The sequence below is a fragment of the Paenibacillus sp. Y568 genome (assembly GCF_059445545.1).
The window spans coordinates 99,236-125,644 of sequence record NZ_JCAIUM010000004.1 but is presented as its reverse complement, the minus strand read 5'-3'; the positions used below and the strand labels follow the sequence as shown (position 1 = coordinate 125,644).

General features: G+C 40.8%; 22 protein-coding genes, 2 tRNA genes and 2 pseudogenes. 4 read left to right on the top strand and 22 right to left on the bottom strand.

Features of this window, described 5'->3' with window-relative positions; all coding sequences use genetic code 11:
• Positions 1 to 127 precede the first annotated feature (127 nt).
• Both AC1D7X_RS07480 and AC1D7X_RS07475 read right to left on the bottom strand, forming a co-directional pair.
• The gene (locus AC1D7X_RS07480; protein WP_495474930.1) at positions 128 to 514 is read right to left on the bottom strand and encodes a spore coat protein; all 387 of its coding nucleotides are present in this window, start codon (positions 512 to 514) and stop codon (positions 128 to 130) included.
• 36 nt (positions 515 to 550) lie between these two features.
• Complete coding sequence (locus AC1D7X_RS07475) at positions 551 to 784, bottom strand: hypothetical protein (RefSeq protein ID WP_495474929.1); 234 nt, start codon at positions 782 to 784, stop codon at positions 551 to 553.
• A 128-nt stretch (positions 785 to 912) separates the two neighbouring features.
• On the opposite strand from AC1D7X_RS07475, the pseudogene AC1D7X_RS07470 reads away from it, so the two are divergent.
• A pseudogene (locus tag AC1D7X_RS07470) lies at positions 913 to 1,193 on the top strand (NAD(P)/FAD-dependent oxidoreductase); the annotation flags it as partial.
• Positions 1,194 to 1,275: 82 nt separating this feature from the next.
• On the opposite strand, the gene AC1D7X_RS07465 reads toward AC1D7X_RS07470, so the two are convergent.
• Both AC1D7X_RS07465 and AC1D7X_RS07460 read right to left on the bottom strand, forming a co-directional pair.
• The gene (locus AC1D7X_RS07465) at positions 1,276 to 1,830 is read right to left on the bottom strand and encodes a hypothetical protein (protein ID WP_495474928.1); all 555 of its coding nucleotides are present in this window, start codon (positions 1,828 to 1,830) and stop codon (positions 1,276 to 1,278) included.
• Positions 1,831 to 1,959: 129 nt separating this feature from the next.
• Positions 1,960 to 4,329, bottom strand: a complete 2,370-nt coding sequence (locus tag AC1D7X_RS07460; protein ID WP_495455065.1) for an endonuclease MutS2 — start codon at positions 4,327 to 4,329, stop codon at positions 1,960 to 1,962.
• A gap of 148 nt (positions 4,330 to 4,477) precedes the next feature.
• On the opposite strand from AC1D7X_RS07460, the gene AC1D7X_RS07455 reads away from it, so the two are divergent.
• Together AC1D7X_RS07455 and AC1D7X_RS07450 are read left to right on the top strand one after the other, a co-directional pair.
• A complete protein-coding gene (locus AC1D7X_RS07455; protein WP_495455064.1) occupies positions 4,478 to 4,834 on the top strand; it encodes a phage holin family protein in 357 nt (118 codons plus the stop codon).
• 221 nt (positions 4,835 to 5,055) lie between these two features.
• Positions 5,056 to 5,442: a cupredoxin domain-containing protein gene (locus tag AC1D7X_RS07450; RefSeq protein ID WP_495455063.1), complete on the top strand. Its 387-nt coding sequence runs from the start codon at positions 5,056 to 5,058 to the stop codon at positions 5,440 to 5,442.
• A gap of 51 nt (positions 5,443 to 5,493) precedes the next feature.
• On the opposite strand, the gene zapA is transcribed toward AC1D7X_RS07450, so the two are convergent.
• The 18 genes and pseudogenes from zapA to leuB form a co-directional block, all read right to left on the bottom strand.
• Positions 5,494 to 7,086 carry a cell division protein ZapA gene (gene zapA / locus AC1D7X_RS07445; protein WP_495474927.1) on the bottom strand — a complete coding sequence of 531 codons (1,593 nt, stop codon included), beginning with the start codon at positions 7,084 to 7,086 and terminating at the stop codon, positions 5,494 to 5,496.
• Between the two features lie 145 nt (positions 7,087 to 7,231).
• Positions 7,232 to 9,682: a phenylalanine--tRNA ligase subunit beta gene (gene pheT, locus AC1D7X_RS07440; protein WP_495474926.1), complete on the bottom strand. Its 2,451-nt coding sequence runs from the start codon at positions 9,680 to 9,682 to the stop codon at positions 7,232 to 7,234.
• A 26-nt stretch (positions 9,683 to 9,708) separates the two neighbouring features.
• Positions 9,709 to 10,743 carry a phenylalanine--tRNA ligase subunit alpha gene (gene pheS / locus AC1D7X_RS07435; protein WP_495455060.1) on the bottom strand — a complete coding sequence of 345 codons (1,035 nt, stop codon included), beginning with the start codon at positions 10,741 to 10,743 and terminating at the stop codon, positions 9,709 to 9,711.
• 471 nt (positions 10,744 to 11,214) lie between these two features.
• A complete protein-coding gene (gene abc-f / locus AC1D7X_RS07430; RefSeq protein WP_495455059.1) occupies positions 11,215 to 13,071 on the bottom strand; it encodes a ribosomal protection-like ABC-F family protein in 1,857 nt (618 codons plus the stop codon).
• A 494-nt stretch (positions 13,072 to 13,565) separates the two neighbouring features.
• Positions 13,566 to 13,826 (bottom strand): annotated as a pseudogene (locus AC1D7X_RS07425) (holin); the annotation flags it as partial.
• Between the two features lie 186 nt (positions 13,827 to 14,012).
• Positions 14,013 to 14,086 (bottom strand) — tRNA-Gly (locus tag AC1D7X_RS07420).
• Between the two features lie 10 nt (positions 14,087 to 14,096).
• Positions 14,097 to 14,170: transfer RNA gene (locus AC1D7X_RS07415), tRNA-Pro, on the bottom strand.
• A gap of 152 nt (positions 14,171 to 14,322) precedes the next feature.
• The gene (locus AC1D7X_RS07410; RefSeq protein ID WP_495474925.1) at positions 14,323 to 15,285 is read right to left on the bottom strand and encodes an aldolase catalytic domain-containing protein; all 963 of its coding nucleotides are present in this window, start codon (positions 15,283 to 15,285) and stop codon (positions 14,323 to 14,325) included.
• Between the two features lie 121 nt (positions 15,286 to 15,406).
• Positions 15,407 to 15,559, bottom strand: coding sequence for a FeoB-associated Cys-rich membrane protein (locus AC1D7X_RS07405; RefSeq protein ID WP_495455057.1), 153 nt, complete (start codon positions 15,557 to 15,559; stop codon positions 15,407 to 15,409).
• Positions 15,560 to 15,606: 47 nt separating this feature from the next.
• Complete coding sequence (feoB, locus tag AC1D7X_RS07400; RefSeq protein WP_495455056.1) at positions 15,607 to 17,649, bottom strand: ferrous iron transport protein B; 2,043 nt, start codon at positions 17,647 to 17,649, stop codon at positions 15,607 to 15,609.
• Positions 17,650 to 17,729: 80 nt separating this feature from the next.
• Positions 17,730 to 17,966, bottom strand: coding sequence for a FeoA family protein (locus tag AC1D7X_RS07395; RefSeq protein WP_495455055.1), 237 nt, complete (start codon positions 17,964 to 17,966; stop codon positions 17,730 to 17,732).
• 20 nt (positions 17,967 to 17,986) lie between these two features.
• Positions 17,987 to 18,202 carry a FeoA family protein gene (locus AC1D7X_RS07390; RefSeq protein ID WP_495455054.1) on the bottom strand — a complete coding sequence of 72 codons (216 nt, stop codon included), beginning with the start codon at positions 18,200 to 18,202 and terminating at the stop codon, positions 17,987 to 17,989.
• Positions 18,203 to 18,458: 256 nt separating this feature from the next.
• The gene (locus AC1D7X_RS07385; protein ID WP_495474924.1) at positions 18,459 to 19,766 is read right to left on the bottom strand and encodes a DUF4129 domain-containing protein; all 1,308 of its coding nucleotides are present in this window, start codon (positions 19,764 to 19,766) and stop codon (positions 18,459 to 18,461) included.
• Positions 19,763 to 20,875, bottom strand: coding sequence for a DUF58 domain-containing protein (locus tag AC1D7X_RS07380; RefSeq protein WP_495474923.1), 1,113 nt, complete (start codon positions 20,873 to 20,875; stop codon positions 19,763 to 19,765). The genes AC1D7X_RS07385 and AC1D7X_RS07380 overlap by 4 nt, the downstream gene beginning before the upstream one ends.
• Positions 20,876 to 20,878: 3 nt before the next feature.
• Positions 20,879 to 21,847: an AAA family ATPase gene (locus AC1D7X_RS07375; protein WP_495474922.1), complete on the bottom strand. Its 969-nt coding sequence runs from the start codon at positions 21,845 to 21,847 to the stop codon at positions 20,879 to 20,881.
• A 189-nt stretch (positions 21,848 to 22,036) separates the two neighbouring features.
• Positions 22,037 to 23,137, bottom strand: a complete 1,101-nt coding sequence (locus AC1D7X_RS07370; protein WP_495455050.1) for an ATP-binding protein — start codon at positions 23,135 to 23,137, stop codon at positions 22,037 to 22,039.
• Positions 23,138 to 23,376: 239 nt separating this feature from the next.
• Positions 23,377 to 23,784 (bottom strand): hypothetical protein, encoded by a 408-nt coding sequence (locus AC1D7X_RS07365; RefSeq protein WP_495455049.1) that lies wholly within the window; start codon positions 23,782 to 23,784, stop codon positions 23,377 to 23,379.
• Positions 23,785 to 24,120: 336 nt separating this feature from the next.
• Positions 24,121 to 25,200 (bottom strand): 3-isopropylmalate dehydrogenase, encoded by a 1,080-nt coding sequence (leuB, locus tag AC1D7X_RS07360; RefSeq protein ID WP_495455048.1) that lies wholly within the window; start codon positions 25,198 to 25,200, stop codon positions 24,121 to 24,123.
• A 217-nt stretch (positions 25,201 to 25,417) separates the two neighbouring features.
• Between leuB and AC1D7X_RS07355 the strand changes: the two genes are divergently transcribed.
• Positions 25,418 to 26,398 (top strand): aldo/keto reductase, encoded by a 981-nt coding sequence (locus tag AC1D7X_RS07355; protein ID WP_495455047.1) that lies wholly within the window; start codon positions 25,418 to 25,420, stop codon positions 26,396 to 26,398.
• The last annotated feature ends 11 nt before the right edge of the window (positions 26,399 to 26,409 follow it).

The following is a 26,409-nucleotide window of genomic DNA, read 5'->3' as shown; positions in this document are numbered from 1 at the left end:
CGCGTAAAAGAGATTAATACATATACTACAATATTTTAAGGTTTATGCATAGAAAAAAACCGCCTCACGGGGCTTACAGTCCCGTAAAGACGGATTTAATTCATGTAATACATCGTTACCACATTTTTTACATGTACTGGGAGTTTCCAGATTGAGATGCTTGTTGCTGAGCATTTGGAATATATCCACTCTGGATACTATTCCCTGTTTTTTGTGTTACGAATTGACGGGAGTTTTGTTGTGCCTTCTGAGAGGCTTGAACCTGCTTGTCTAATTCAGACTGTGATGCCTTACTTGGTACTTCATACTGAGTCTGTTGCTGCATCAATGTAAATACCTCACCTTGTAAACGTAACGTATCATTCGTCAGACTCGTAAACATTTGGCGTACCGCAGAACAGTTCGATTCCGTCGCAGCTGTGAGATATTCTCTAGATGTTCTTTTTAAATCCGCAACAATGGTATATAACAAATCCTTATCTTCCATAAATGTTGAATTATTCTGAGTGTTCACGTAAGGATCCTCCTCTAATATCAGTATGTTGAGACACTATTGCATTTGTGTTGGCGCTAGCTGCTGATGTTCTTTGAGCGATTGTACAAGTTGATCCACGTGTTTATCCAGACTATGAATATAAGTTAAACACGCCTGTTGAATGGTTGCATTTTGCGTCGCTGCAGCCGTTGCTGCACATTGTTTAATCAGTAAATTCTCGTTGGTAATAGAGTCCGAAATGTAATTAAGTTCTTTAGTAGTTAAAGGTTGCATCTGCGTAGATTGCATGACTGTCGTCCCTCCTGGGTAAGTATATTTTAACAAGGATAGTATCACCCAACCTCTTCTTTTTATGTGTAATTCATATATTGTTCAAATTCTATAAAGGAGTGTTAATTAAATTGTGACGGCAAGCTGAGCATTTATTCCCTGAGATTGACCCCTTACAAATAGATTATTCTTGGGCGCTGTCTTTGGATCAACTCATGACGGAATTCCCATGATTGGTCCACATCCACAATATCCGCACTGTTACTTTCTAGAAGGTTATGGCGGCAATGGTACCGTGTATAGTATGATTGCTGCCGATATCATAGCGGATGTCATAATAGGAAAATCACGAACAGAAGATCTAGAATTATTCTCCTTAACTCGGACGAATAAACCTTCGCCTCCTTCAGAACACGCATTAACGTAATAAGACAGATATTGAAGAACCCGATTGGCAAGTATGCCAACCGGGTTTCTCTCAGATCATTAAAGTGTCCCTATATTACATATTATTTACTCAAAACTTGAACCATTCTTAAACGGTCTTCCTCAGACAACGTTGTCTGAACATGGAAGCATCCCGGGCAAATGTACATATCAAGTGTAAATGGTGTGCTTAACACAGGAGACTGTAGTGCTTTAACTAAGCTAGGTTGAAAGCCACCATCAGTCATTTGCTGTTGTCCTGCTAACAGCATGTATTCGTGGCAGTGAGGACATTCAGGCACTTCCTCCTGTTCATCTAACACTTTCTCAACCATTTCCTCATAATTCATCAAATCATGACTTGTTTCATACTTATCAAGTGCACGAATGACTGGGGTGGCACTAATAACATCCCTTTCCCAGAAAGGCTCTATCGATCCTGTATCTTCATCAGAAGGAGGGGATTGTAATGGCGTAGTTTCTTCCGGATCAAACTCCTCATCATCTTCATCAATACCAATATTAATTGTACGATATTCATTCAGTTCGTTCTGGCAATGCGGACATTCCTCTTCAGGGCCTAATTCTTCATCCCATACAATTTCTGTCTGACACCATGGGCACACTATAGTTTCCATGAAAATTTCCTCCTAAGCATTCTTCAAATAAACAATACCAGCGACTATAAACATAACAGCACACACAAATAAAATACGTATCAAGTTTTTCATAGGAATGACGCTCCTCACAACTGAACTTAAAAATAATTAATTCAACTCAGCTACAGTGACGCCATTTCCGCCTTCACCATAATTACCTAATCGATAGCTCTTAACATGTTTATGTTTACGAAGATACTCCTGCATCCCTGTACGAAGGATCCCCGTTCCCTTACCATGAATAATATATACTTGACCTAAATTACTCAAGAATGCTTCATCGATGAAACGGTCCACTTCCATTAACGCTTCTTCAAGGTTGGCTCCGCGAAGATCTAGTTCCGTACGAATATTGTCATCTCGAGTTCGTTTAACCATTGTAACATTCTTCTGCTTTTGGGGCTTATCCGATTGATTGACATTAGCATTTAAGAGTTCCAAATCGTCCAGACTAACTTTCATTTTCATAATACCTAACTGTACCATCGCTTCTTTTGTCCCTGTTAGTTCTACAACATGTCCCTTTTGGTTCAAGCTGTACACTCTTACTTCATCGCCAGGTTCAATCGTTCGAACTTTAACCGCATTCCTTGAAGGTCCCTTCTTCCGTTGCTTCGGCTCAGCTTCTTCAAGTTGTTTACGTGCCTCGATTAACTTGTGCTCTTTGACCGAAGCTCCTTCACTCATAGCGAGCTCTCGAAGTTCAGATATAATGCGTTCAGATTCTGAACGTGCCTTATCGATCACTTCTTGGGCCTGAAGTTCAGCTTTTTCCAAAAGTTTGTCACGTTGTTGTTCCAACTTCTCCAACTCTCGTTGATGCTGGCTTTTTAAGGATTCCATTTCGATTCGAAGAATCTCCGCTTGTTCACGTTCTTTCTCCGCACGTAGGCGATTATCTTCAAGGGAAGCAATCATATGCTCCACGCGCATATCTTCCTCTTTCACTTCGCCACGAGCGAAGTCCAATATACTTTTCTGTAATCCTAACCGTTCTCCAATGGCGAACGCATTACTTCTACCGGGAACACCAATTAACAGACGATAAGTCGGACTCAGTGTGTTGACATCAAATTCCATACTTGCGTTGATAATGCCTTCTCGTTCATAAGCATATGCTTTTAACTCACTGTAATGTGTTGTTGCCACCATACGACATCCAAAGCGATGAATATGTTCTAGAATAGATATAGCTAGCGCAGATCCTTCTGCAGGATCCGTCCCAGCCCCTACTTCATCTAAAAGTATTAGACTCTTAGGGGTCATCTGCTTCAAGATACGAATAATGTTAGTCATGTGACTAGAAAAGGTACTTAAATTTTGTTCGATACTTTGTTCGTCGCCGATATCAGCGAATATAGCATCGAAAACACTAAGTTCACTACCCTCTTCTGCTGGAACATAAAAGCCTGACATAGCCATCAGACTAAGAAGTCCTATCGTCTTTAACGTAACTGTTTTTCCGCCTGTATTCGGGCCTGTTACGATAATAGAAGTATGTGTAGCTCCTAATTCCACATCAATTGGAACAACTTGCTCCAGCGGAATGAGGGGATGACGTCCTTTTTTCAACTTCAGATACCCAGTATCATTCATCTTCGGCATAGTTGCCTTCATCACATGTGCGAGACGTGCTTTCGCAAATATGAAATCCAGTTCTCCAACTAAATCTATATCTATCAATAACAGCTCGGCTTGATCACCAACAAGCGCCGTTAGTTTCTGCAATATGACTTCAATTTCACGTTCTTCTCTCATCCGTAATTCACGTAATTTGTTATTCATGGCCACAATGACTTCTGGTTCAATGAATAATGTAGCACCTGACCCGGATTGATCATGAACGATCCCTCCGAAATAAGATCGATGTTCTGCCTTTACAGGAATTACGAATCGATCTCCACGAATGGTAACTAGCTGGTCTTGAAGCATCTTAGAGACCGTTGAGGAACGAATCATCGAATCAAGCTTCTCACGAATACGAACTTCCCCTGATCGAAGTTCTCTACGAACTTGAGCTAGTTCTGAACTAGCAGAATCCATCACGTCAGCACTTTCATCTATACAGATCTTGATAGCATCTTCAAGTACTTTCTGCTCTGAAATCCCTTCACTGAGCGTAAATAAGATCTTAACAGGCTCATCCTCATGAATGTTAGCAATAAATCGTTTAATCCTTCTTGATCCGTAAGTAGTATTACTTATAGCAAGGAACTCATGAGGATTCAATGTCCCTCCAAGTTCTGCTCTTTTCGTTGCTGCTGTAATATCAGTTATTCCACCGAAGGGAGGGGTGCCCTTTAATCGATCTACTGTATATGCTTCATCGGTAGCGTTTAAGAGTTGTTTAACAGTCTCTACATCCGTAACGGGTTTAAGTTCTTCTGCTCTCAGTTTCCCCATGCTTGTCTGGGTATAACCAGAACATTTATTTAAAATCTTGCGATATTCTAGAGTGTGCAAAATTTTGTCGTCCAAGAATATTCACTTCCTTCCATGTTAACTTTTATTATAACGAAACCAGTTGAAATACGCTATTTTGAACATCCATACATAAGTTTCTGATAAATGAATACAATAACTCTTGCATAACACACATTAATCATGTGTAAAGGAGGCGAAATACATGCATTTCCTAGGTCATGTCGTTAGGTTCATTGTAGCAGCGATAGTGTTAATGATTGTGGGATGGATTGTACCACAATTTTCGGTCGGTGGATTCTGGAGCGCACTTGTACTTGCTCTAGTCATTGCCTTGCTAAGTTGGGTCATCGAGGGTATATTTGGCAAACGAATCAATCCATTTGGTCGAGGTATTGTCGGATTCCTGGTGAGTGCTGTGGTAATCTATATTGCCCAATTCATCGTTAGTGGAGTCGACGTCACCATGATTGGTGCCTTACTTGCGGCACTTGTCATTGGAATTATTGACCTCTTCATTCCAGTAGCCACACCTTATACTGCTGGTCGTGACCGTCATTAATTAAGAATAGACTGTCTATTCTTAGTCCTAATCAGGTAAGCCCCTGTTCACGGAACAGGGGCTTACCTGTGACCATTTATTCATTTATACCATAGTAATTCACCTATGTATCGTCATAGGTTTGTTCACGAATTTTACAAATCATCATGTGCATACATGTTATCTATAAGGTATGATATTACTATATTTGTCACAATATTAGAGTTATAGGAGGGTGAATTATGAAAAAGGCACTTGTTTTTATTATTAGTTGCGTTCTTTTGATGACCTTATCTGCATGTGGAGAAAATAGTTCCTCATCGAAATCATCCAATAGCGGGGTTTCAGATACCGGAGTCGCTCCAAGCGAGGAAGTCGTCATTAAAGCATCAAATTATACGTTTGACCAAAAAGAATATCATATCAAACAAGGTGAAGCCGTTAAGATTGTTTTCGAGAATGAGCAAGGTAATCATGGCGTTATCATTCCAGGACTTGATATAGAACTTAGCAAGGAAAACCCTTCACAAATTATTACACCAGACAAGCCCGGTGAATACGAAGTTATTTGTTCCGTATTCTGTGGTCCAGGTCACACCACCATGACTTCTAAAATAATTGTAGACTAAACAAGCTAGGATCCCCGCGCTTCCACATGAATTGCGGGGATTCTTCATATTCTAGGTTTGATCCTGTTCAATCAGTTCAATCCATTCATTGTATTCACTTTGTAATTTCCCATATTCCTCACTGAGCTTGGCGAGTTCTTCCTGATGTTGCCTAGCTTGCTCTACCTGCATATCATGTTCCAACTGTAGGAGACGATATTGATGAGCTACAAGTTCAAAGGATTCTCCAATGGTATGCAACTCCTGAGCTACAGCTTCCTTCTCTTCACGTAACTCGTCCCGTTGTTCCTCAGTCGCAGCAATCTCTTGTTGCCAATTATCCAATTCTGCCTGAAGTTTCCGTTCTTCTTCCAGCAATGAAGATTGTTTGCGTTCAAGTTCTTCATACCGTTCTTCCCATTCTTTCAAAGACTCTTGAGCGATCCCCAGCAAGTGATGATGTTCCGCTTCGCGTGAATCAGCGCCTTCTATCTTATGCTGTAGCTCTGTCAAGAGTTTTGCGTTCTCTTCCTTCTCTTCTAACAACATCAAGTTCTCTAATCTTGTTTCTTCATCACGTCTGACCATCTCACGATAAACTTCCTGTACTTCTTCATGCTGCTGTTGGAGATGTAACAATTCATTCTCAGCTGTCTGGCGTTTATTAATATCGACTTCAGACTGCTCCTTCAGTACACTCAATTCATCATGAAGCGACTTCAACCCGACTTCAAGTGTCTCATTCTGTTCATTTGCTTCTAATAACATTTGTTCCAAGTCAACGATTTCATCAGCTTTCATGTCAGCAAGCATCTTCCAAGACTTCACTTCTGCCAACAACTTATCCACTTCAGCTTCAAGGTTACGAGTTGTAATCCCATTCTCTTCGAGGGAGTTCTGGGCCAATTGACGTGCTGTCTCAGATTTCGCTAAATGATCCTTAATTTGGCTCATTTCATCATGTAATTTCGTGATTTGAGTTTGTAGAGATTGTTGTTCAGCCTTTGCACCCTGTTCTTTTTGTAACGATTGCTTCAGTTGTTCACCCAATTGAGATTGCGCATCTTGTGATACCTTCAATTCCTTCTCACTAGTACGCAATTTGTTCTGGAGCTGATTGTTATTGTTTCGAAGATTAGCAAGTTGCTTGTCTAGTTCCAGAAGAGACTGTTTGTGCTTCTGCTCTTGTGTAACTTGATTGTTCGTTAAATGCTGATTCCTGAGTATTTCTTTATCAAGTAAAGATTTATTATTCTCTAGTTGTTGCTGTAGTTCAGCTTGTATACGCGTGTGTTCTGCCTGCAACTCTTCTTTTTCCTTAACAACAACAGCAGACTCCTCCTGTTGCTTCAATAAGTTCTCACTCTGTTTAGCACGGTCTGCTTGCAGCTGTCCGATCTCAGCTTTTAGTTCGCTACGCTCTCCAGTAAGCATCTTTAATTCATTACGAATTTCCTGAGTTTGAATGGCTTCCTCAGCCATATGGACAGCAGCGAGCACCGCGATCTTAGGTGTATCGAGCCGAGAGTGATTCTTAGATATGGAATTCATTCGTTCATCAACATACTGCGCAATTTTTTTCATATAGTCAGAACTACTTCCGACAAGTTTATAAGAAGTCCCGTAGATTTCCACGGTAACGCGATTACGATCGGGTATATTCACTGTTGTTCCCTCCTTCATATGTGTTCGACTCTTAGAGGTCTCATTAACATAGAATTAAGTGTATAAATTGAATCGATTCAGTTGCTAAAAAAGCCACATCGAATCTTTAATTCTATGGATTCGATGTGACTGTGTTCAATTCCTTCTATTTTCTTAATTCAGCTGTAAAAGTTTGTTCTAGGGCGGTTACAACTTCACCATGTAATGAAGTAATTTCTTCATCGGTCAGAGTCCGTTCCTGATGTCGATATACAAGGGAGATCGCTACACTCTTCTTATTATCGCCTAATTTACTTCCAGTGAACACATCAAACACCTGTACGTTCTGAAGTAACTCTCCAGCAGCTTCACGAATCGTTGTCAGTAATGCTCCCGCTTCTATACCATTATCCACGACAAGGGCTATGTCACGTTCAACAGCAGGATAACGTGGTAGATCACGATATTTCACTTCATAATTCGTGTTATCAAATAGCGGTTGCAACAAGATCTCTGCGACGTAGACATCTTCCAGATCACGATCATGTTGCAATTGTGGATGCACTTGACCAATGGTACCTAACAATACATTAACGCCTGATCCATTGTCTAAATAGATTGATGCAGAACGACCAGGATGGTACCCATCTGGTTGATTTCCTACATAGGAAATGCAATTTTGCAATCCAAGATGATTAAACAACGTTTCAAGTGTTCCTTTGATATCAAAGAAGTCAACCTTCACAGGATTAACGTTCCATTGTTTTTGGCCCTTAAGCCCACTAAGTAATAAAGACATTACCGGTAATTCTTTTGGCTGAACGGTTAAGTTCTCTTCTTCTGTGAAGAAGACGTGCCCGATCTCAAACAACGCTAGATCTGGGTGCTTACGGTTTACATTGTAAGTAGCAGCATCTAGTAATTGAGGAATAATACTTGTACGCAGTACACTACGTTCCTCACTCATCGGCATCGCTAATTTAACAGGCTTACTTCCCATTGTTAACGCTGGGAATACTGCCGTTTGATCAGGATGTGTAAAAGAATAACTGATTATTTCTTGCCATCCTCCGTGAGTAAGCAATCTCCGTAATTCACGACGTAACGCTTGTGGCTTCGTATAAGCCCCTGGGGTCGTCGGTCCTTCAATAGGAGTCGTTGGAATGTTGTCATATCCGTATAACCGAGCGATTTCCTCCATAAGATCTACGTCACTTGTAATATCTCCTCGACGAGTAGGAACTCTTACATCAATCACACCTGAAGCCGTATCCGCACATGCGAAGTGAAGACGGTTAAATATCGTTTTCACTTCAAGCATGGATAGTTCAGTACCTAAGACGCGATTAAGTTTCTCAAGGCGTAACGCAATCGTTACTTCTTGTGCCGGTTCAATGACAGATTCAACGATACCTTGATGGATGGTACCCGTTGCATGACTAGCCATAAGAGATGCTGCTCTGTTCAATGCAGTAACAACGATACCCCGATCGACTTCCTTCTCAAATCTTAGACTTGCTTCGGAACGAAGGCCCAATTGGCGAGAGGTTTTACGTACAATAGCTCCATCAAAATGAGCTGATTCCAACAAAATATTCACCGTCTGCTCAGTCACCTCAGAATTGGCTCCACCCATAACACCAGCAAGCGCTATAGGCTTCACTCCGTCTGTAACAAGTAACATATGAGGTTCTAACTTACGTTCTTGACCATCCAATGTAATTAACGTTTCTCCTGCTTGAGCAAGGCGAACATCTATAGCGCAATTGTTCAACTTATCCGCATCAAAAGCATGAAGTGGTTGACCGTATTCTAACATCACATAGTTTGTGATATCTACGATATTGTTAATGGGGCGTATACCCGCAGCCATTAAGCGATTCTGCATCCATTGTGGTGATGATGTGATCGTAATACCAGAAATATAACGAGCAGCATAGTGACTACAATATTCAGGTGTACTAATATGAACTGAAATATGATCTGCTGCAGCATCACTTACTTCAATAAGGTGGTCTAGTGGATCGGGAATATTTACTTCACGACCTAAGATAGCACCCACTTCATATGCAGCACCACGCATACTGAGACAATCAGAGCGATTCGGCGTCAGGTCGAAATCAAGCACTTCATCATTCAATCCAAGCACATGACTAATCGGAGTCCCAATCTCTACGGATTCTGGTAGAACAAGTATCCCTTCCGTTTGAGCTTTAGGAAGTAATTTCTCATTCAATCCCAATTCTTTCGCTGAACAGATCATTCCTTGAGATACGACGCCACGAAGCTTCGCCTTCTTGATCTGCATACCGTCAGGCATGGTAGCACCGATAAGAGCGACAGGGACTTTCTGTCCTGCATCTACATTCTTCGCACCACAAACGATTTGTAATTCCTCTTCCTGTCCAGCATTTACGATACAGACATTCAATTTGTCAGCATCCGGATGTTTCTCCTTACTTACCACATACCCAACAACGATCTTATCTACACCTTTATTGCGATTCTCAACCTCATCTATTTCTATACCTGCACGTGTAATTTGTTCAGCTAAATCTTCAGCTGTTACGTCCTCTATAGTAACGTAATCCTTCAGCCATTCTGTTGATACCTTCATGACAATCCCCTTCCTTTTTTTGCGAATTAAATCCGTGAGAACTGCTTCAAGAAAGCCATATCACTATTATAAAAATGACGAATATCGTCAATACCATATTTCAAAATGGCAATACGTTCTACACCCATACCAAATGCGAAGCCACTGTATTTCTCTGGGTCATATCCACCCATTTCCAATACCTTCGGATGTACCATTCCGCATCCTAGAATCTCTAACCAGCCTGTTTGTTTACACATACGGCATCCATTTCCGCCACACTTCACACACGTTACATCAACTTCCGCACTAGGCTCAGTGAACGGGAAGAAACTTGGACGAAGACGAATCTGAGTGTTTGGACCGAACATTTCTTGAACGAACTGTTGTAAAGTCCCTTTAAGATCGCTCATACGGATATTCTCACCGATCACAAGCCCCTCGATCTGATTAAACTGGAAGGAGTGTGTCGCATCATCATCATCCCGACGGTACACTTTACCTGGGCAAATGATTTTGACAGGAGATTCACCATTCATGCTCTGCATCGTACGCATTTGCACCGGAGAAGTCTGCGTACGCATCAACAATTCTTCTGTAATATAGAAGGTATCCTGCATATCGCGAGCGGGATGATCCTTAGGTAGGTTAAGTGCTTCAAAGTTAAAATAATCCGTTTCAACTTCAGGACCTTCCGCAATACTGTAGCCCATTCCGATAAATATTTCTTCAATATCTTGAATGACCTTGTTCAAAGGATGAATAGCCCCTTGTGGCATAGCACGCCCAGGTAACGTAACATCAACTTTCTCAGCTTGAAGTCGTTTCTCTGTCTCTTCTTTTTGAAAAGCATGCTGTTTAGCTTCGATCACGTTCTCGATTGCTCCGCGCACGTCATTTCCGACTTGCCCGATTAATGGTCTTTCTTCTGCACTTAAAGAGCCCATTCCACGCAATATCTCAGTTAGTGCACCCTTTTTTCCCAGGTACTTCACACGTAGATCATTTAGCTTCTCAGGGCTATCTACCACTTGCAACTGAGCTAGTGCCTCATTCTTCAATGCTTCTAATCTTTCCTTCATAGCCATTCAAGCCCCCTTAATCCATCCATATATATTAGATTTTAAACAAAAAAGGCCCTTCCTCCCGATAAAGGGACGAAAAGACCGTGGTACCACCCTTGTTAGAAATCATGTCACTTACTCTCCAGCAACTTATCATCACTGCTGAGCAAGACATACAATTCTCACTTTAAACGATGTAACGGATCGTGAACCGGTATCCCCTACTTATCATCGCTGTAGATCCTAATTACACAGGACACGACAAGTTCAAGGAACTGCTCCGGAGGGAACTTCAGCAGCCTATTTCTGTAGAAACGCTCTCAATCAAACGACGTTTCCTCCCTGTAAAGAGGCACTGCTTACTTTACTCCATCATGGCATTTCATTCATAACACTCTATTCACTAATTATAGCATATTTGTGTCCACTGGCAAGAAAAATGGGTACACCGTCCCATAAGGAAGGGTATCTGTGTCTTCTCATCCCTTATTAGAGACTTTTCAGTTGTTGCTGAAGCATCCGAATGGCAAGAAGACGTTCCATTTCCTCTAAGTCTGTTCCACCCTCGTCACTAAGCAATTTTGCAAGTGCCCATTCTAACTCAATTCTTGCATTATCTTGAGATGAATCGCCACTTATTCCTACTCCACGCCTCATGATCTGCAATTCTTCTTCCTCTACAGACCCTTCAAATAACTGAGGTTTCTGGGTCTCAGATAAGGTTAATATGCGATTCGCCAACTTACGTACTAACATGCGATCATGGGACACAACGACAAAGGCACCTGAATAAGACTGAAGTGCATCTTCAATGACTTCCCGTGTAGCGATATCCAGATAATTGGTGGGTTCATCCAGCACAAGTAGATTAGCCCCACTAAAATAGAGCTGTACAAAGGCTGCTCTACATCTTTCCCCCATGCTGAGATCCCCTATTCTTTTGAAGACATTGTCGCGAGAAAATAGAAAACATCCCAGAATGGTTCGTGCATTTGTCTCCGTCATCTCAGGCAAATAAAGGAGGCTATCTAACAGTGTTTGATCCATGTTCAGTCCTTCTAACTCCTGTGAGAAATACCCTACCTTCAATTTGGGATGCTGTCGCACCTCACCGGCTAGAGGAGTAAGCTTACTCATCATCAATTGTAACAACGTTGATTTCCCCGTACCATTAGGTCCACGAACCACAAGGCGATCTCCCCGTGATAGAACAAGATCAAACTGATCTAATAAAGGCTTATGCTCATTGAATCCAAATGTGACTTGGTTCAATTGGAGCATATGACGCGCAGCAAACCCTTCTGCTTCTAACTGCATTTTGACACTTGGAGCATTACGTGGCTTCTGTACACTTTCCGCATCTAGCCTTTCCATTTCCTTTTGCTTCGCATGATAACGAGAAATATTCTTCTTTGCCTTCGATTTATAGAAACTGGTGGCACTTGGCATCTCTTGCTTCGAAGCCGATTGATCCGCTTTATTGAACCATTCCTGGTATCTACGAATCGATTCCTCCAGCGCTTTCCTAGCTAACTGTTGTTGTCGATACAACGATTCTTGTTCACGGATTTCCCGATCTTTCTCACGGGAATAATCACTGTATCCACCTTTGTATTTCTTCAAGCCCTGACTCGTCAGCTCACATACACCCGTAGCTACACGATCCAGAAAAGTTCGATCATGAGAAACGAATAATACAGTCCCCTCATAGTGCACCAACCAATTCTCCAACCATAATATACTCGACTCATCCAAATGGTTCGTTGGCTCATCTAGGATAAGAAATCGAGGACAATGCACAAGTAATGAAGCAAGACGAACTCTCGTTTTTTGTCCACCACTTAATTGACAGAATGGCATACCCCATAATTCATCACCAATGTGAAGCACATTCAGCATTTTCTCCACATCTACTTCCCATTTGAATCCATCCTGTTGCTCATAGCGTTCCAACCAGCCTCCATATTCATCTAACAAAGACTCATGTGAAATAGGATTGGCATCGGGATCCTGACCAAGTTCTTCTTCTATTCGCTTCATATTCGACTTCAGCTGATATAATTCGGTACTATCATACTGAGCCGCTTCTAGTGTAGTCATGGCCAGCAAAGCCTCAGAATTTTGTTTCATAAAGCCCCACTGAGACAACGGAAGTCCTCGTTCAATGGTACCTTCAGTAGGATCTTCCTCCCCAGCTAATAATTCAAGTAATGATGTTTTACCAACACCGTTGCTTCCGAATAGTGCTAGTCGTTCTCCTTCATATATGTCAATGTCCACCTGTTCAAAGCAGACCCTTCCCTGCCATTCCTTAACCAAATTTCTACCACGTACGATATTCATCATGACATCATCACCCTTTCTAAGTGTACAAAAAAACCGCAGGCATAAGCCTACGGTGAAAGGTTATAGATAAGATGACTTAAACAGAGAGAAACCGTCAAAGAGGCCATTTAAGCCCATTCGTAACGATACGCCCGAATTTAGACACACCTATCCTCACCTCTACCTACCGTAGAGACTGCCTGTTTCAGTTACATGCAGTTTATTGAGAAATAGATGATTTACTTCATGGGCGTCGTGGTTACCTCGTTTTTCGTATTTGTTAATTGCTGGGTTCATTATATCAGAAAAGATATCGGATTGGAACTAGGGCTATGAAGGATGATGATACACACAAAACGCAAAAAGGCCCTTGCCATTACATCATAACAAGGTTCTTTAACAATGCGAAGTTATCACACCAATTATTTTTTATCGTTATTGATATTGTTGTTTTTGGCGTTATTGTTATTGGCGTTGTTGTCCTTACGATGATCTGGATTATCTATCGTATTACCACCACGTTTATTAAAAGCTAGTTCAAACAATCCTGTTGCTGAAAGTCCTGCCAGTCCTCCACCCCATAACCTTTCTACTGTCTGTAAATCGGTGAAAGGGTAAAATGCTAACCCTAACAGTAGTCCAATGAGTACCCCAACTAGAGGTATAATATTCTTTGGTAAATTTATTGTATTCTTAACAAGTTGCACAACTGCCATCACAAATACAGCTAGTACCGAAGCAAATGCCAGAACATCATTTAAATTCTGATTCACCATACATGATCACTGCTCCTTTTCAAGGGTATACAAGATTCACTGCATGTCTTTCACAAATTTATAGATAACGGCTACGATCGCTGGTCAAGATCCCTTTGAGAATAAATATGTTGCTATGGTGAAAATAGTACTAAAAAAGACAAATAAAAAAGCCCTTGATGATCAAGGGCTTCGAAGTTATATAATTGGAGCGGGTGATGGGAATCGAACCCACGCTATCAGCTTGGAAGGCTGAAGTTCTACCATTGAACTACACCCGCAAAGGTCGTATCGGGACGACACGATTTGAACATGCGACCCCCTGGTCCCAAACCAGGTACTCTACCAAGCTGAGCTACGTCCCGTTATCTATCTATATTCAACTTCATTCCGTAATAGTACGAGAAAAAATATACCACGAAATCACATCTTTTGCAACCATTCATGAATTAACTTACTCGTCAAAAATAAAAAGACATATCCAATGATATGCTCATTGATATGCCTTTATGCACGCTTATTTTTTCTGATCAAATGTCACTTCAGGAGTCATTAATTTATCGTAGAATTCGGCTGATTTATCTTTCGCATCCGATGCTCTCAGAGCCATCGCAGAACGTGGATGTTCATCAAGCGATCCTGTAATCATATACGGAATAATATATCCCCACTCTTCCTTCTCACGCAAAGGAATCATTAGTTGTTCAATGACGTCTAGCACAGGACGAAGCTTGTACGGCGTGTTCTTTAACTGCGATACAAGTAATTCTGTAGGGCAATTACCAGCTGCACGACCCATTCCGTATACGGAAGCATCTAACATTTCAACACCTTTTTCAGAAGCAATCAAGGTATTAGAGAACGCCAGTTGCAGATTATTATGCGCATGAATACCAAGACGTTTGTTCGGTAAATGTGTCTGGAACTTGTCTACCAAGAAGATAATGTCTTTATGATCTAAGCTTCCGTAAGAATCTACAATGTAGACGACATCGACAACACTGTCTTTAATCATCTCGAACGCTTCAATGAGTTCATTCTCCATGACATTAGAAAGCGCCATAATGTTCAGTGTAGTCTCATATCCACGATCATGGAACGTCTGCACGAGTTGGAGAGCTTTATCTACGTCTTTGATATAACAAGCCACGCGAATAAGATCTAGCATGCTTTCTGAACGATCTAGAATATCATTCTCATCCACACGTCCAATATCCACTAGTGCAGAGAGTTTCGTATTTCCCTTTTGAGGAATGACCTTCCGAAGGAAGTTATCATCTAAGAATCTCCAAGGACCGGCGTCCTCTGCCCCTTTAAGTAATTTAGGTGCATTCTTATATCCAATTTCCATATAGTCGACACCAGCTTCATTTAACCCGGCGTATAATTTCTGGACAAATTCCACACTGAAATCCCAGTTATTAACTAGACCCCCATCACGAATGGTACAGTCTACAATTTTGCTTTGATTCAATTTCATTCCAAACTCTCCTTTCACCCTTTACAGTATTAATCCATCATACTAGAATAAAGAACTTGATGTAAAGGGCAATGACTACACCGAAACGAACTCACTGGTGTCAACATCATGTAATCCATTTCTAATGGGTGTCATGTGGACAAGAGCAATTAGACGTTTCTTGCAATGAACAACCAGAACAAGCCGATTCTCCTTTGTGGAGTTTCCGAACATTCTTCACAACAATAAGGAGAACTAGAGCAAAGATTAATCCACCAAGAATCCAATTAATCATGATGATCGCCTTCTTCCAGAAAAATATTTGTATGCATTCCGTTCAGATTAACCTAGACCAAGCAACCTTCCACCCTGATAAACGATAAAAGCAACGATCCAAGCTGTAGCTGTCTGATATCCTACGGTAAATAACGTCCATTTCCAAGAATTCATTTCTCTCTTTATCGCTGCAAATGCTGCAATACAAGGCATGTATAGTAAGGTAAACGTCATGAAGGCGTACGCCTTCAGTGGAGTGAAATAAGTCTGAAGTGAGGCAATAAGTTGTACTGAATCTTCTCCAACTTCACCTAAATTGTTTAGAATCCCCATCGTTGCCACGACAGCTTCTTTTGCAACAAATCCAGTTAGTAAAGCGACAGATGATCTCCAATCTCCGAACCCAAGTGGAGCAAAGAATGGTGCTATAAATGTCCCTACTGCTCCAAAAATACTACTACTAACGTCTTCCACCATATGGAGTGATAAATCAAATGTCTGACCGAACCAAATAATAACGGATGCTGCAAAGATAACAGTCCCAGCTTTCTTAATAAACCCCTTCCCCCGATCCCACATATGAATCATTAACCCTTTAAATGTAGGAATGCGGTAAGGTGGAAGCTCCATTACGAATGGCTCTGCTTCACCCTTGAAGATTGTCTTTCTAAGTAATATGCCAGAAAGTATGGCAACAACCATCCCTAATAGATAGAGAGAGAATATAACTAAACTCTGAGCATTCGCAAAAAAGGCAGCTGCAAAAAGTGCATATACGGGAAGTCGAGCTCCACAGGACATGAAAGGAGTCAATATAATCGTGAGCCGTCTATCTTTTTCGTTCTCCAATGTTCTTGTAGCCATAATTGCAGGAACACTACATCCAATTCCCATAATCATCGGTATAAAAGACTTACCACTTAAGCCTATTTTTCTTAACAATCGATCCATCATAAAGGCAGCTCTAGACATATAACCACTATCTTCTAAGATAGCTAGAAAGAAGAATAGAATCATAATCTGCGGGACGAACACTAGTATACTTCCCAGACCAGCAATGATCCCACCTACAATTAGAGAATCCAACCATGATGCCGCACCTGCACTTTGAAGCCATGTACTCACGCTATCTGCTAGGGTCACATTAATGAAATGATCGATATAATCGATGGTGAATGTTCCAATGAAACCAAAAGTAATGGTGAATACCAAATACATAATAAGTAAAAATAACGGAATGGCAAAAATCCGATGCGTTAAAATTTTGTCGATTTTATCTGAGACTGTTAGTCCACCAAGGCTTATTTTCTTTTTGACTGACTTACTTATGACTTTGGAAATAAACTGATACCGTTGGTCAGCAACAATGGTCTCCATATCATTATCATATTGCTCTTCTAAAGAAGTTCGTGTTGCACTCATTCTTTCAGTCAGTTCATTACTAGGATTAAGTTTGGCGATAACTGTCTCATCACCTTCGAGTAACTTTACCGCAACCCAACGTGTTGGGTATATCGGTTCAATCTTAGAAGTAATGACCTCTCCTAGCTCTTCCAAGCTGGATTCAATCCGTTCCTCAAAAATTCTAATAGGGTCTGTTTGAACTCCTGTTACTGCACTTTGAGCCACTTGAAGTGATTTTTCAATCAACTCCTTAGTCCCATGTGCTTTATTTGCTGATGTCGGGAGAACGGGAACTCCCAGGTGTTTCTCTAATTGAAGAATGTTAATCTGATCACCCTTGGATTCAAGAGCATCCATCATATTAAGGGCAACAACAACCGGGATCCCTAACTCAATCAATTGTGTTGTTAAATATAGATTACGCTCTATGTTGGTTGCATCGACAATATTAATGACAACATCAGGCTTTTCGTCTAATATATAATTTCTCGCTATGATTTCTTCTAATGAATAGGGTGATAACGAATAAATTCCAGGAAGGTCAATAATCTTTATATCTTCTTTGAATCTCCTTGCTTTACCCTCTTTCTTCTCAACCGTCACGCCTGGCCAGTTACCCACATGCTGTGTACTTCCTGTAACTTCATTGAACATCGTTGTTTTCCCACAGTTGGGGTTTCCTACAAGCGCGAATCTAAAAGACATTTCTCTTACCTCCTGCTCAAAATGTTGATAACCATTCTCATTTGATTGTATTTTTTAAAAGCTACCAACACTGCATAGCTTTAGCTCTCTAGCTTCTGAATAATAATATTGCCTGCTTCTGCTTTCCGAAAGGTAAGCTCATACCCACGAATATTTACCTCAATAGGGTCTCCCAAGGGTGCTACTTTCCGTACGAGCATCTCAGCACCTCGTGTAACTCCCATATCCATTAAGCGTCTCTTCACTGCGCCTTCTCCGCTAATACGAACTATAACTACTTTATCACCCGGTCTGCATTCCTTTAATGTTGCTTCCATTTCCAATCCCCCTTAAGCTACTACATCTGAACTAATAATTGTTGTGCAATCCCCTTGCTAAGTGCTAGTCTCGAATCCTTCACATTCACAATCAGATTTCCACCATGCTCTGAAACAACCGTAACAGAAGCACCCGGAACCATGCCCAATCCTTCTAGAAATTTTTTAGTCGATTCCTTTGCTCTGCAATCATGGATAATCGCCGCTATTCCTGTAGGTAACATCGTTAAAGGCATTTTCCAATCCTCCTCTCTACCATCTATATATCAAATTCCCATACCGGGATTTATAATGACTTAAGTCACCTGTTATTCACCAGTGAGATTGAGAACCACTATCACTGATGTTGCCCTTTAAATGTACTGGTTACTTCTAGAAGGAGATATGACAAAAGTCACACTTCTAAACTCCATTATCCGAAAAAAGGAATGCAAAGCCACCTCTCCTTTGGCTTTGCATTCCTTCTATATATACCCCATTAAAATATGATCTTTACTTATGATCTTTCAAACGGTCTATCGTGTGTTGCAATTGTTGCTCTTCTACCTCTTTTTCTCCATAACGTACATCATTATAGAATGAGGTCATTTCCTGCACAGCAGATATGGCGTGTACCGTGTCCCTTGATTTCCGCCCTTCCAAATGAACGGCAACTTCATTAGGTGTTTGTGAAGTCGAGTATGATAATCCCTGTTGGATCGCCCTTTGGACCATGCGCTTATAATAGTAACGAACTTTTCCATGAATATCTTCTGGAAGGTTATCTTTCTTACGTCTAAATGGACGAGGACGCCGTTTTGTTTCGATCTTCTCAATCTTATCTATATAAGAAGCTGTATCCTTCGATTGGTGGTTACGAGGTACTGACTCTTCGGACGTCAACATGGCTATGAGTCTCCCTAGTTGTCGGCTAATGAAACGCACGAATTGATATAGAAGATACATAACAACCACGGCCAGAATCAATCCGATCACCCAATATATCACTTCCATCCATATGGAGGTACCACTATCCTTAGTAGGCTCTCCATCCATCGGGAATAATTCAGGAGGGATGATCTCCTGCTGGGGAGTCACCGAATCCGATGGCTGATTTATATGGCCTATCAAAACGTTTAGCCATTTCGCAAACTGAATCCATAACCAATACAATCCCTGACTTAATTGTGTCAATGCTCCAAAGGCTATCATAACGCCCATAACTACAATGCTCCATCTACGATTCACGCTTACAAACCCTTTTAGAGCAACTTGTTGATGGGGAATGTCACTCAACGTTTCCTTCTGAACCTGCGTGGAATTGAGTCGTAACAGCCATGAACATAGTGAAATTAACCCAGCCACATATAATGAACCTGCATCTAACGCTGTCAGAGATAATTTAAAAGAAAAAACAAATAGAATTAATGTACATCCAATACCTACTAATTGATGTTTAAGCGCAATGCTAGATTTCCATACATGTTCGTTAAGTATACTTCCTCTTAATGCTGTTGCCGTCACAACTAACCATGTCATCCATCCACGTATGCCAATATTAAACTGTCCTAACGTTGCAAAGATCAATCCCCCCACTAGCAATATGCAGAGCCAAGTCATCCAGCGACGTTTTCTTCCAACGAGAACAGAGATAACCATTCCACACACGCCACCAATCCACATGATACCAGCAATGTACAGAGATGGTTGTCTTATTAGATAGAGACTTATCAGAAGAATAATGGCATACCAAGCGGCTAATTCAAAAAATAATGCACTCGATAACGTTCTCATTCCGGCTAATCCCTTTTTCGCATTCACGAAACTGCCTCCTTGCTGGTTCCCATTCCCTCATTCACAGGAAGAACCATGACACTATTGCCCCGAGAACGAAGTCGCCATATCTGCTCTTCCATTTGTTCTGATACATGACCTGAAATCATTAGATAATCCCATGTCTCTCCGTCAGATCTGATATCTAACTCATCTTTTAGAAACTGGTCAAAGGGTTGCAGGCACTTCATCTCTACTTGAGCCATTGCCTTCAAGATATCATCTAAATGGGCCTTTCCATACCCAGGAGATATACGGATCGCTTGTATGGATTGATTTCCATAGACTGCATTATGTCCAAATCCAACCTTCATTCCCTGTTGAATGAGATAGGAAGCAGCCGTTGCCGCATATGATAAAGCGCGTTCTACTATATCTGGATTACTTACCACATTCCACATCTGTGCATTAACCTGTACATTTACATATATAATGACTTCAGGGTCAGCGGTATAACCTTGTTTATACACTTGTAACTGCCCCACACGCGCACTAGCTTTCCAATGGATACGATTCATGGGGTCATTTCCTGAATACTCCCTTGTACCCAAGATAAGAAATGGATCCTCCACTACCCAACGTGACACTTCTAACTCTCCCTGCCAAGTTCGATAAGATGAGGGCATATTGTCTAGAGATAATAGTGTGGGGTAGACCCATAAAGATGCATTCACAGGTATTAATTTTGTGTTCGAGAATAGTCCGAATAAGTCGCCGCCAGACATGGACAACGTTTCTAATACGTATACGCCTCTATTTTTAGCAATAAATGGATGATGTCTAGTAATTTTATTGTAAGGTTTCATTGTAAACACACTTCTATGATTCTGATAAATACTTCCTTTGCTGATCTGCATGACGTCATCCGAAAGGAACACAAAGGACGCAGGCAACATAGCTTCTAACCGCAACCAGATGATGGGGATTCTTTTCTCATTCAGAATCACTTCAACCATCTCTAGTGAGTCACCCGCATAACAATGATTTTTATTCAAATGACGAGAATAAGATATATTTCTTAATACGGGAACACCGAATACAACACCTTGAACAAGGACGACTATCATGCAAGCGAAACATAACCATACAAAGGTCATAGATCACTTCACACTGCTTTCGAATTGATCTTCACTTGGAACGGGAACATGATTTAGTATTTCCTGCAACAGCAGATCTGCTCTTCCTTCTTGTTGCTGAAGACGATTTCTAAACACTAAACGATGTGACAGTACAAAAGGAGTCATATGTTTGATATCATCTGGCAGAACATAATCTCTACCTTTCACTGCCGCAAAAGCCTGCACTGCACGAAGTAACGCTTGCGTCCCTCTTGGACTTACACCAAGAGACACATCCCCATGATTTCTGGTAGCTTCTGCAATCTCGATAATATACCGTAAGAGATCATCCTGAACCTTTACATTTCTATAGGAAGTCATCGCTTCAACGATTTCTTGCTGTGAAACGACAGGTTGTAGCTTCTGGGATACTTCGTAAGAAGCCGTTCGCTTCAAAATTTCAACTCCTTCGTCCAATGAAGGATATCCTAATTTCATCTTAAGCATGAATCGATCCATTTGCGCTTCTGGAAGAGGGAATGTCCCTTGATTATCTATGGGGTTCTGAGTAGCCAATACTATAAAAGGTTGTCCGAGAATATGAGTTTCTCCATCGACACTAATCTGACGTTCCTCCATACACTCCAACAAACTTGCCTGTGTACGCGGAGTAGCACGGTTAATTTCATCTGCTAGTACCATATTGGCAAATAAAGGCCCGGGCCGGAAGCTGAAATCCCCTTCTTTTTGATTATAGAAATGAATCCCTGTTAGATCTGATGGCAGTAAATCTGGGGTAAATTGAATCCGCTGGAATAAACTTTCCATAGAGGCAGATAATGATTTGGCCAATAACGTTTTTCCCGTTCCAGGTACATCTTCAAGCAGGACATGTCCCGATGCTATAATGGCTGTTAAAAGAAGTTCCACTGCTTCCTCTTTCCCAACAATAACGCGGCTAACATTCACCTTTAATCTATTAGCTATTTCCTGAATTTGTTGCACTTCCATCAAAATCATCTCCTCAGGAAACCGTTTTCAATTCGGTTTCTCATTTGTTCCTACCACGAGCAAGTAACCCTTTTATTATAGCATTCAGTAATCAAGGATTCATCTAGCAATTAGAAAATATGGATAGAGAAAATATCACAAAAAAGGTATCTCTTTAAATTACAAAGAGATACCTTTCAAAGGGTTTGTTCAAATATGTGGGAGCGATATCATAAACTGTGTTCCTTCCCCCATTTCGCTCTCCACGGATATATATCCTCCATGGTTTTTTATAATGCGATAACTCACGGAAAGACCTAGGCCTGTCCCACTTTCTTTCGTCGTAAAAAATGGGTCAAACAAGCGAGATAAGGTGTTATTATCCATACCTTTTCCATTATCAAAAATTCGAATTTGTACATCTTTGTGAACCTGTTCTACATGGATTTGGATCATTCCAGGATGTTCATGACCTAGGTCGTTAATAGCATCCATGGCGTTCTTGATAATATTTAATATGACTTGTTTAATTTGCTTAACATCAACTGATATATATAAAGGGAGTACCCTATCGTGCAAGATGATTTGACAGCCATTCATTAACGCTTCACTTTCGGTGAGAAGAACAACTTCCTTCAATAATGAAGCAACGTTAATAACGGATGTTTGAGGTGCCGATGGTTTAGAAGAATTCAAGAATTCACATATAATATCATTGGCTCGATCTATCTCCATCAAAATGATTCTCGCATATTCATCTTTACCCAAATGAAGTAAGTGTGGTCGCAATAATTGAATAAAACCACGTATTGCTGTTAATGGATTACGAATTTCATGTGCAATGGATGCCGAAATTTTACCTAACATAGCTAGCTTGTCATTCTGATAAGCTGTCTGCTCTATTTGTTTGTAATCCGAAACATCCTTCGCACTAACTAAGAAGTCTCCGTCCATTTGATCACCATAAGTTACGGTAAGAAGCCAATGGCGTCCTCGCTCATCACTAAATTCATGATGCTTTTTACGTTGAAAGATGGTTTCGCGATATATCCGTAGCAATTTCCTCTTGTTTGAGCGACTTAATTGCTGGTGATGTAATATCTCTATTAGTGTGCATCCAATGAGTGAAGAACGGGATATCTCGAGTAGCCTGGCCATTTGCACATTAACAAATGTGAGCATTCCATGACTGTCGAAAAGGATAATTCCACTGTCAAGATGCTCTAGAATATTCTCATATTTATCCTTTACCAGTTGTGTTGACTGAAAAGCCTGAAGTGACTTTAACAATGTTTCCTGGATTTCACTCAACTCGTCTTACCCCCTTTTTCTACCATAACAATGAATAACTAACCGACGACATCTTCAATAAATATTTCCAAATTCTTTCATATATTTATCATAGCTAGAGTGGAGGAGAAACGTCAATCAGAGATACTGTCGAAAAAGATAAGATAAAGGGATACACTCCAAACTAATGCCTTTTACAAAAAATAAAGAGCCTTCGCTATTGCGAAGACTCTGAAACAACATATAATTCTATGGCTGATTTAAGCCTTATTATGAAGGCGAATTCGTCGTTGACTCATAACAGCAAGTCTAGACTTAAGTTCTCTTTCCCACTTTTCATCTTGAAACTGTTTAGCTACTGCAAGTAAATCTAGAGCCATATCAATTTGATTCTGAATGATATTTTTTGGATCTTCGGTTTCGCGGTTAACTACGTTTTCAAAAATAGCCTCTTCATCTTCTGTTACGTAATCTTGGAAATCAACTTCAAACGCTCCATCCCCATGCGCATATTCGGCAAGGATCTCGTACTCATTCTCAACTTTATAATGAACCTCTACTCGCTGACATACCGGACAGATAAGTAGGGGAACATTATGCACTTGGGTGCGGTAATGCTTTAAGGTACCTTTCGTGCCAACCATACTCGCTCCACAGCAAAAACTCATTGTAGTTCACCCTCCTCAAATTTCATCATTCATGCTTTAAGTTATTCGATTCAACGCTCCACAATACCTCTTTTTGTCGGATATTTACTATATATATTCAATCATTTTGTTTATGTTTGAATCATTTTATCCATTAGATAAGAATTAGATAAAAATACCCTTTTAACTGCGAAATCATAGCAGTTAAGAGGGTATTCTTTATGATAAGCATATTAATCATTAGATTAAAAGGACTTATTACAGATTCTTGTCACCAGGATTTCATTCATTGTACATAGTCGACTGGAGAACATAAATGTTATCATCCAGGGAATTCAAAGTCAAGATTTCAACATGTTATTTCTTCATAGCTGCAACAATTAAATCTCCCATTTGACTCGTTCCAATCGCCTTACTTTTATCTACGGCGATGTCACTAGTACGATGCCCTGCATTCAATACTTCAGCTACAGCAGTTTCAATAGCACTCGCAGCATCTTCATATCCAAACGTTAAGCGGAACATCAATGCAAGTGAGAGGATCGTTGCAATTGGATTAGCCAACTGTTGTCCAGCGATATCTGGTGCTGAACCATGTACCGGCTCGTACAATCCGTAGCTTCCTTCACCCATAGAAGCCGAGGATAACATTCCGATAGATCCTGTCAACATTGCCGCTTCGTCACTCAGAATATCTCCAAACATATTCTCTGTAACAATAACATCGAAGCTAGATGGACGACGTAGAAGTTGCATAGCACAGTTATCAACAAGGACGTGCTCCAATTCTACATCTGGATATTCCGGAGCTAAGCGATTTGCAACTTCACGCCATAGACGAGATGTTTCAAGCACATTCGCTTTATCAACCGAAGCAAGTTTCTTACGTCTCTTCTGAGCAATCTCAAATCCTTGGCGGATAATACGCTCTACCTCTGTTACATTATAGACACATGTATCAACGGCTTCTTCACCTTGTTCCCCTTGGCGTCTGAATTTCTCTCCGAAATAAATACCACCGGTTAGTTCGCGGACAACCATTAAGTCTGTGCCTTCAAGTACTTCCGGTTTCAACGTGGATGCATCTTTCAAACAATCGAACACGACAGCAGGACGTAAGTTTGAGAACAACCCTAATTCTTTCCGAATACCAAGAAGTCCTGTCTCTGGACGAAGTTCTTTAGGATTGTTATCCCATTGAGGCCCACCTACAGCTCCAAGAAGAACAGCATCTGCCTTTTTACAAATGTCTAATGTCTCTTGTGGTAGTGGTGTACCTTTCTGGTCAATGGCAATTCCGCCAAATAACGCATGTTCAGTTTCGAAGAAATATCCGAAGAGTTCTTCCGTACGTTTCATTACTTTTTCTGCTTCTGCTACTACTTCTGGTCCAATGCCGTCTCCGGAAATGACGGCAATCTTCTTAACTTCTGACATCTTCATCGCTCCTCTATTTTAAAACTACACTGTTTCATTTCTTCTATATACTGTTGTATCATACTTTTCACTGATCTGACAAAGATATAGAATCTATGAGATTAATAGTTTTTACCTATAAGTGAACATCAAATTTCCATGATTTGTTGTACATACGTTTCTAAGATACAATGTTAAGGAATGGGATGATTGTACTATAAGTGAGGAGATGAACATAATGCAATATACTGCCCTTGGTAAATCAGGTATGCAAGTCAGTCGTTTATGCCTTGGGACCATGAATTTCGGTCCAGCCACCGATGAGAAAGAAGCTTTCCGGATTATGGATGCAGCATTGGATGCTGGAATCAATTTTTTTGATACCGCTAACAACTATGGCTGGGGCGAGAATTCAGGACTTACCGAAGAGATCATTGGACGTTGGTTCAAGCTCGGTGGAGGTCGTCGTGAAAAGGTCGTACTGGCTACCAAAGTTTATAGTTCCATGAGCGATGTTCTTGATGGTCCCAACAATGAGTCTGGATTGTCTGGATATAAAATTCGACGTCATCTAGAAGGTTCATTACGCCGACTTCAAACCGATCATATTGAATTATATCAGATGCACCATGAAGACCAACGTGTAACTTGGGATGAACTGTGGGGAGCTTTTGAAATTGCAGTCTCACAAGGAAAGATTGGGTATGTAGGTTCCAGTAATTTTGCCGGATGGGAAATTGCTGTAGCTCAAGGCGAAGCCTCTAAACGTCACTTCCTCGGACTTGTTGCCGAACAACATAAATACAGCTTAACTTGTCGTCTACCTGAACTTGAAGTACTTCCTGCAGCGAAAAACCTAGGTCTAGGTGTTATTCCTTGGAGTCCACTCGATGGAGGTCTGTTAGGTCGTAATGCATTGATGAAGATTGAAGGATCCCGTAGTGGCGGCATTGCTGGTCGTATTGACCAACATCGTTCTCAACTCGAAGCCTTCGCCGACCTATGTAATGAACTAGGTGAACCACAAGATAATGTTGCTCTAGCTTGGCTACTCCATAACCCTGCTGTTACAGCTCCAATCACTGGACCTCGTACGCTAGAACAACTTGAAAGTTCATTGTATAGTCTTGAGATTTCCCTTGATGAGTCTATCATGAAACGATTGGATGAAATCTTCCCAGGCCCTGGCGGAGCAGCTCCACAAGCTTACGCATGGTAAGATTTAAGAAT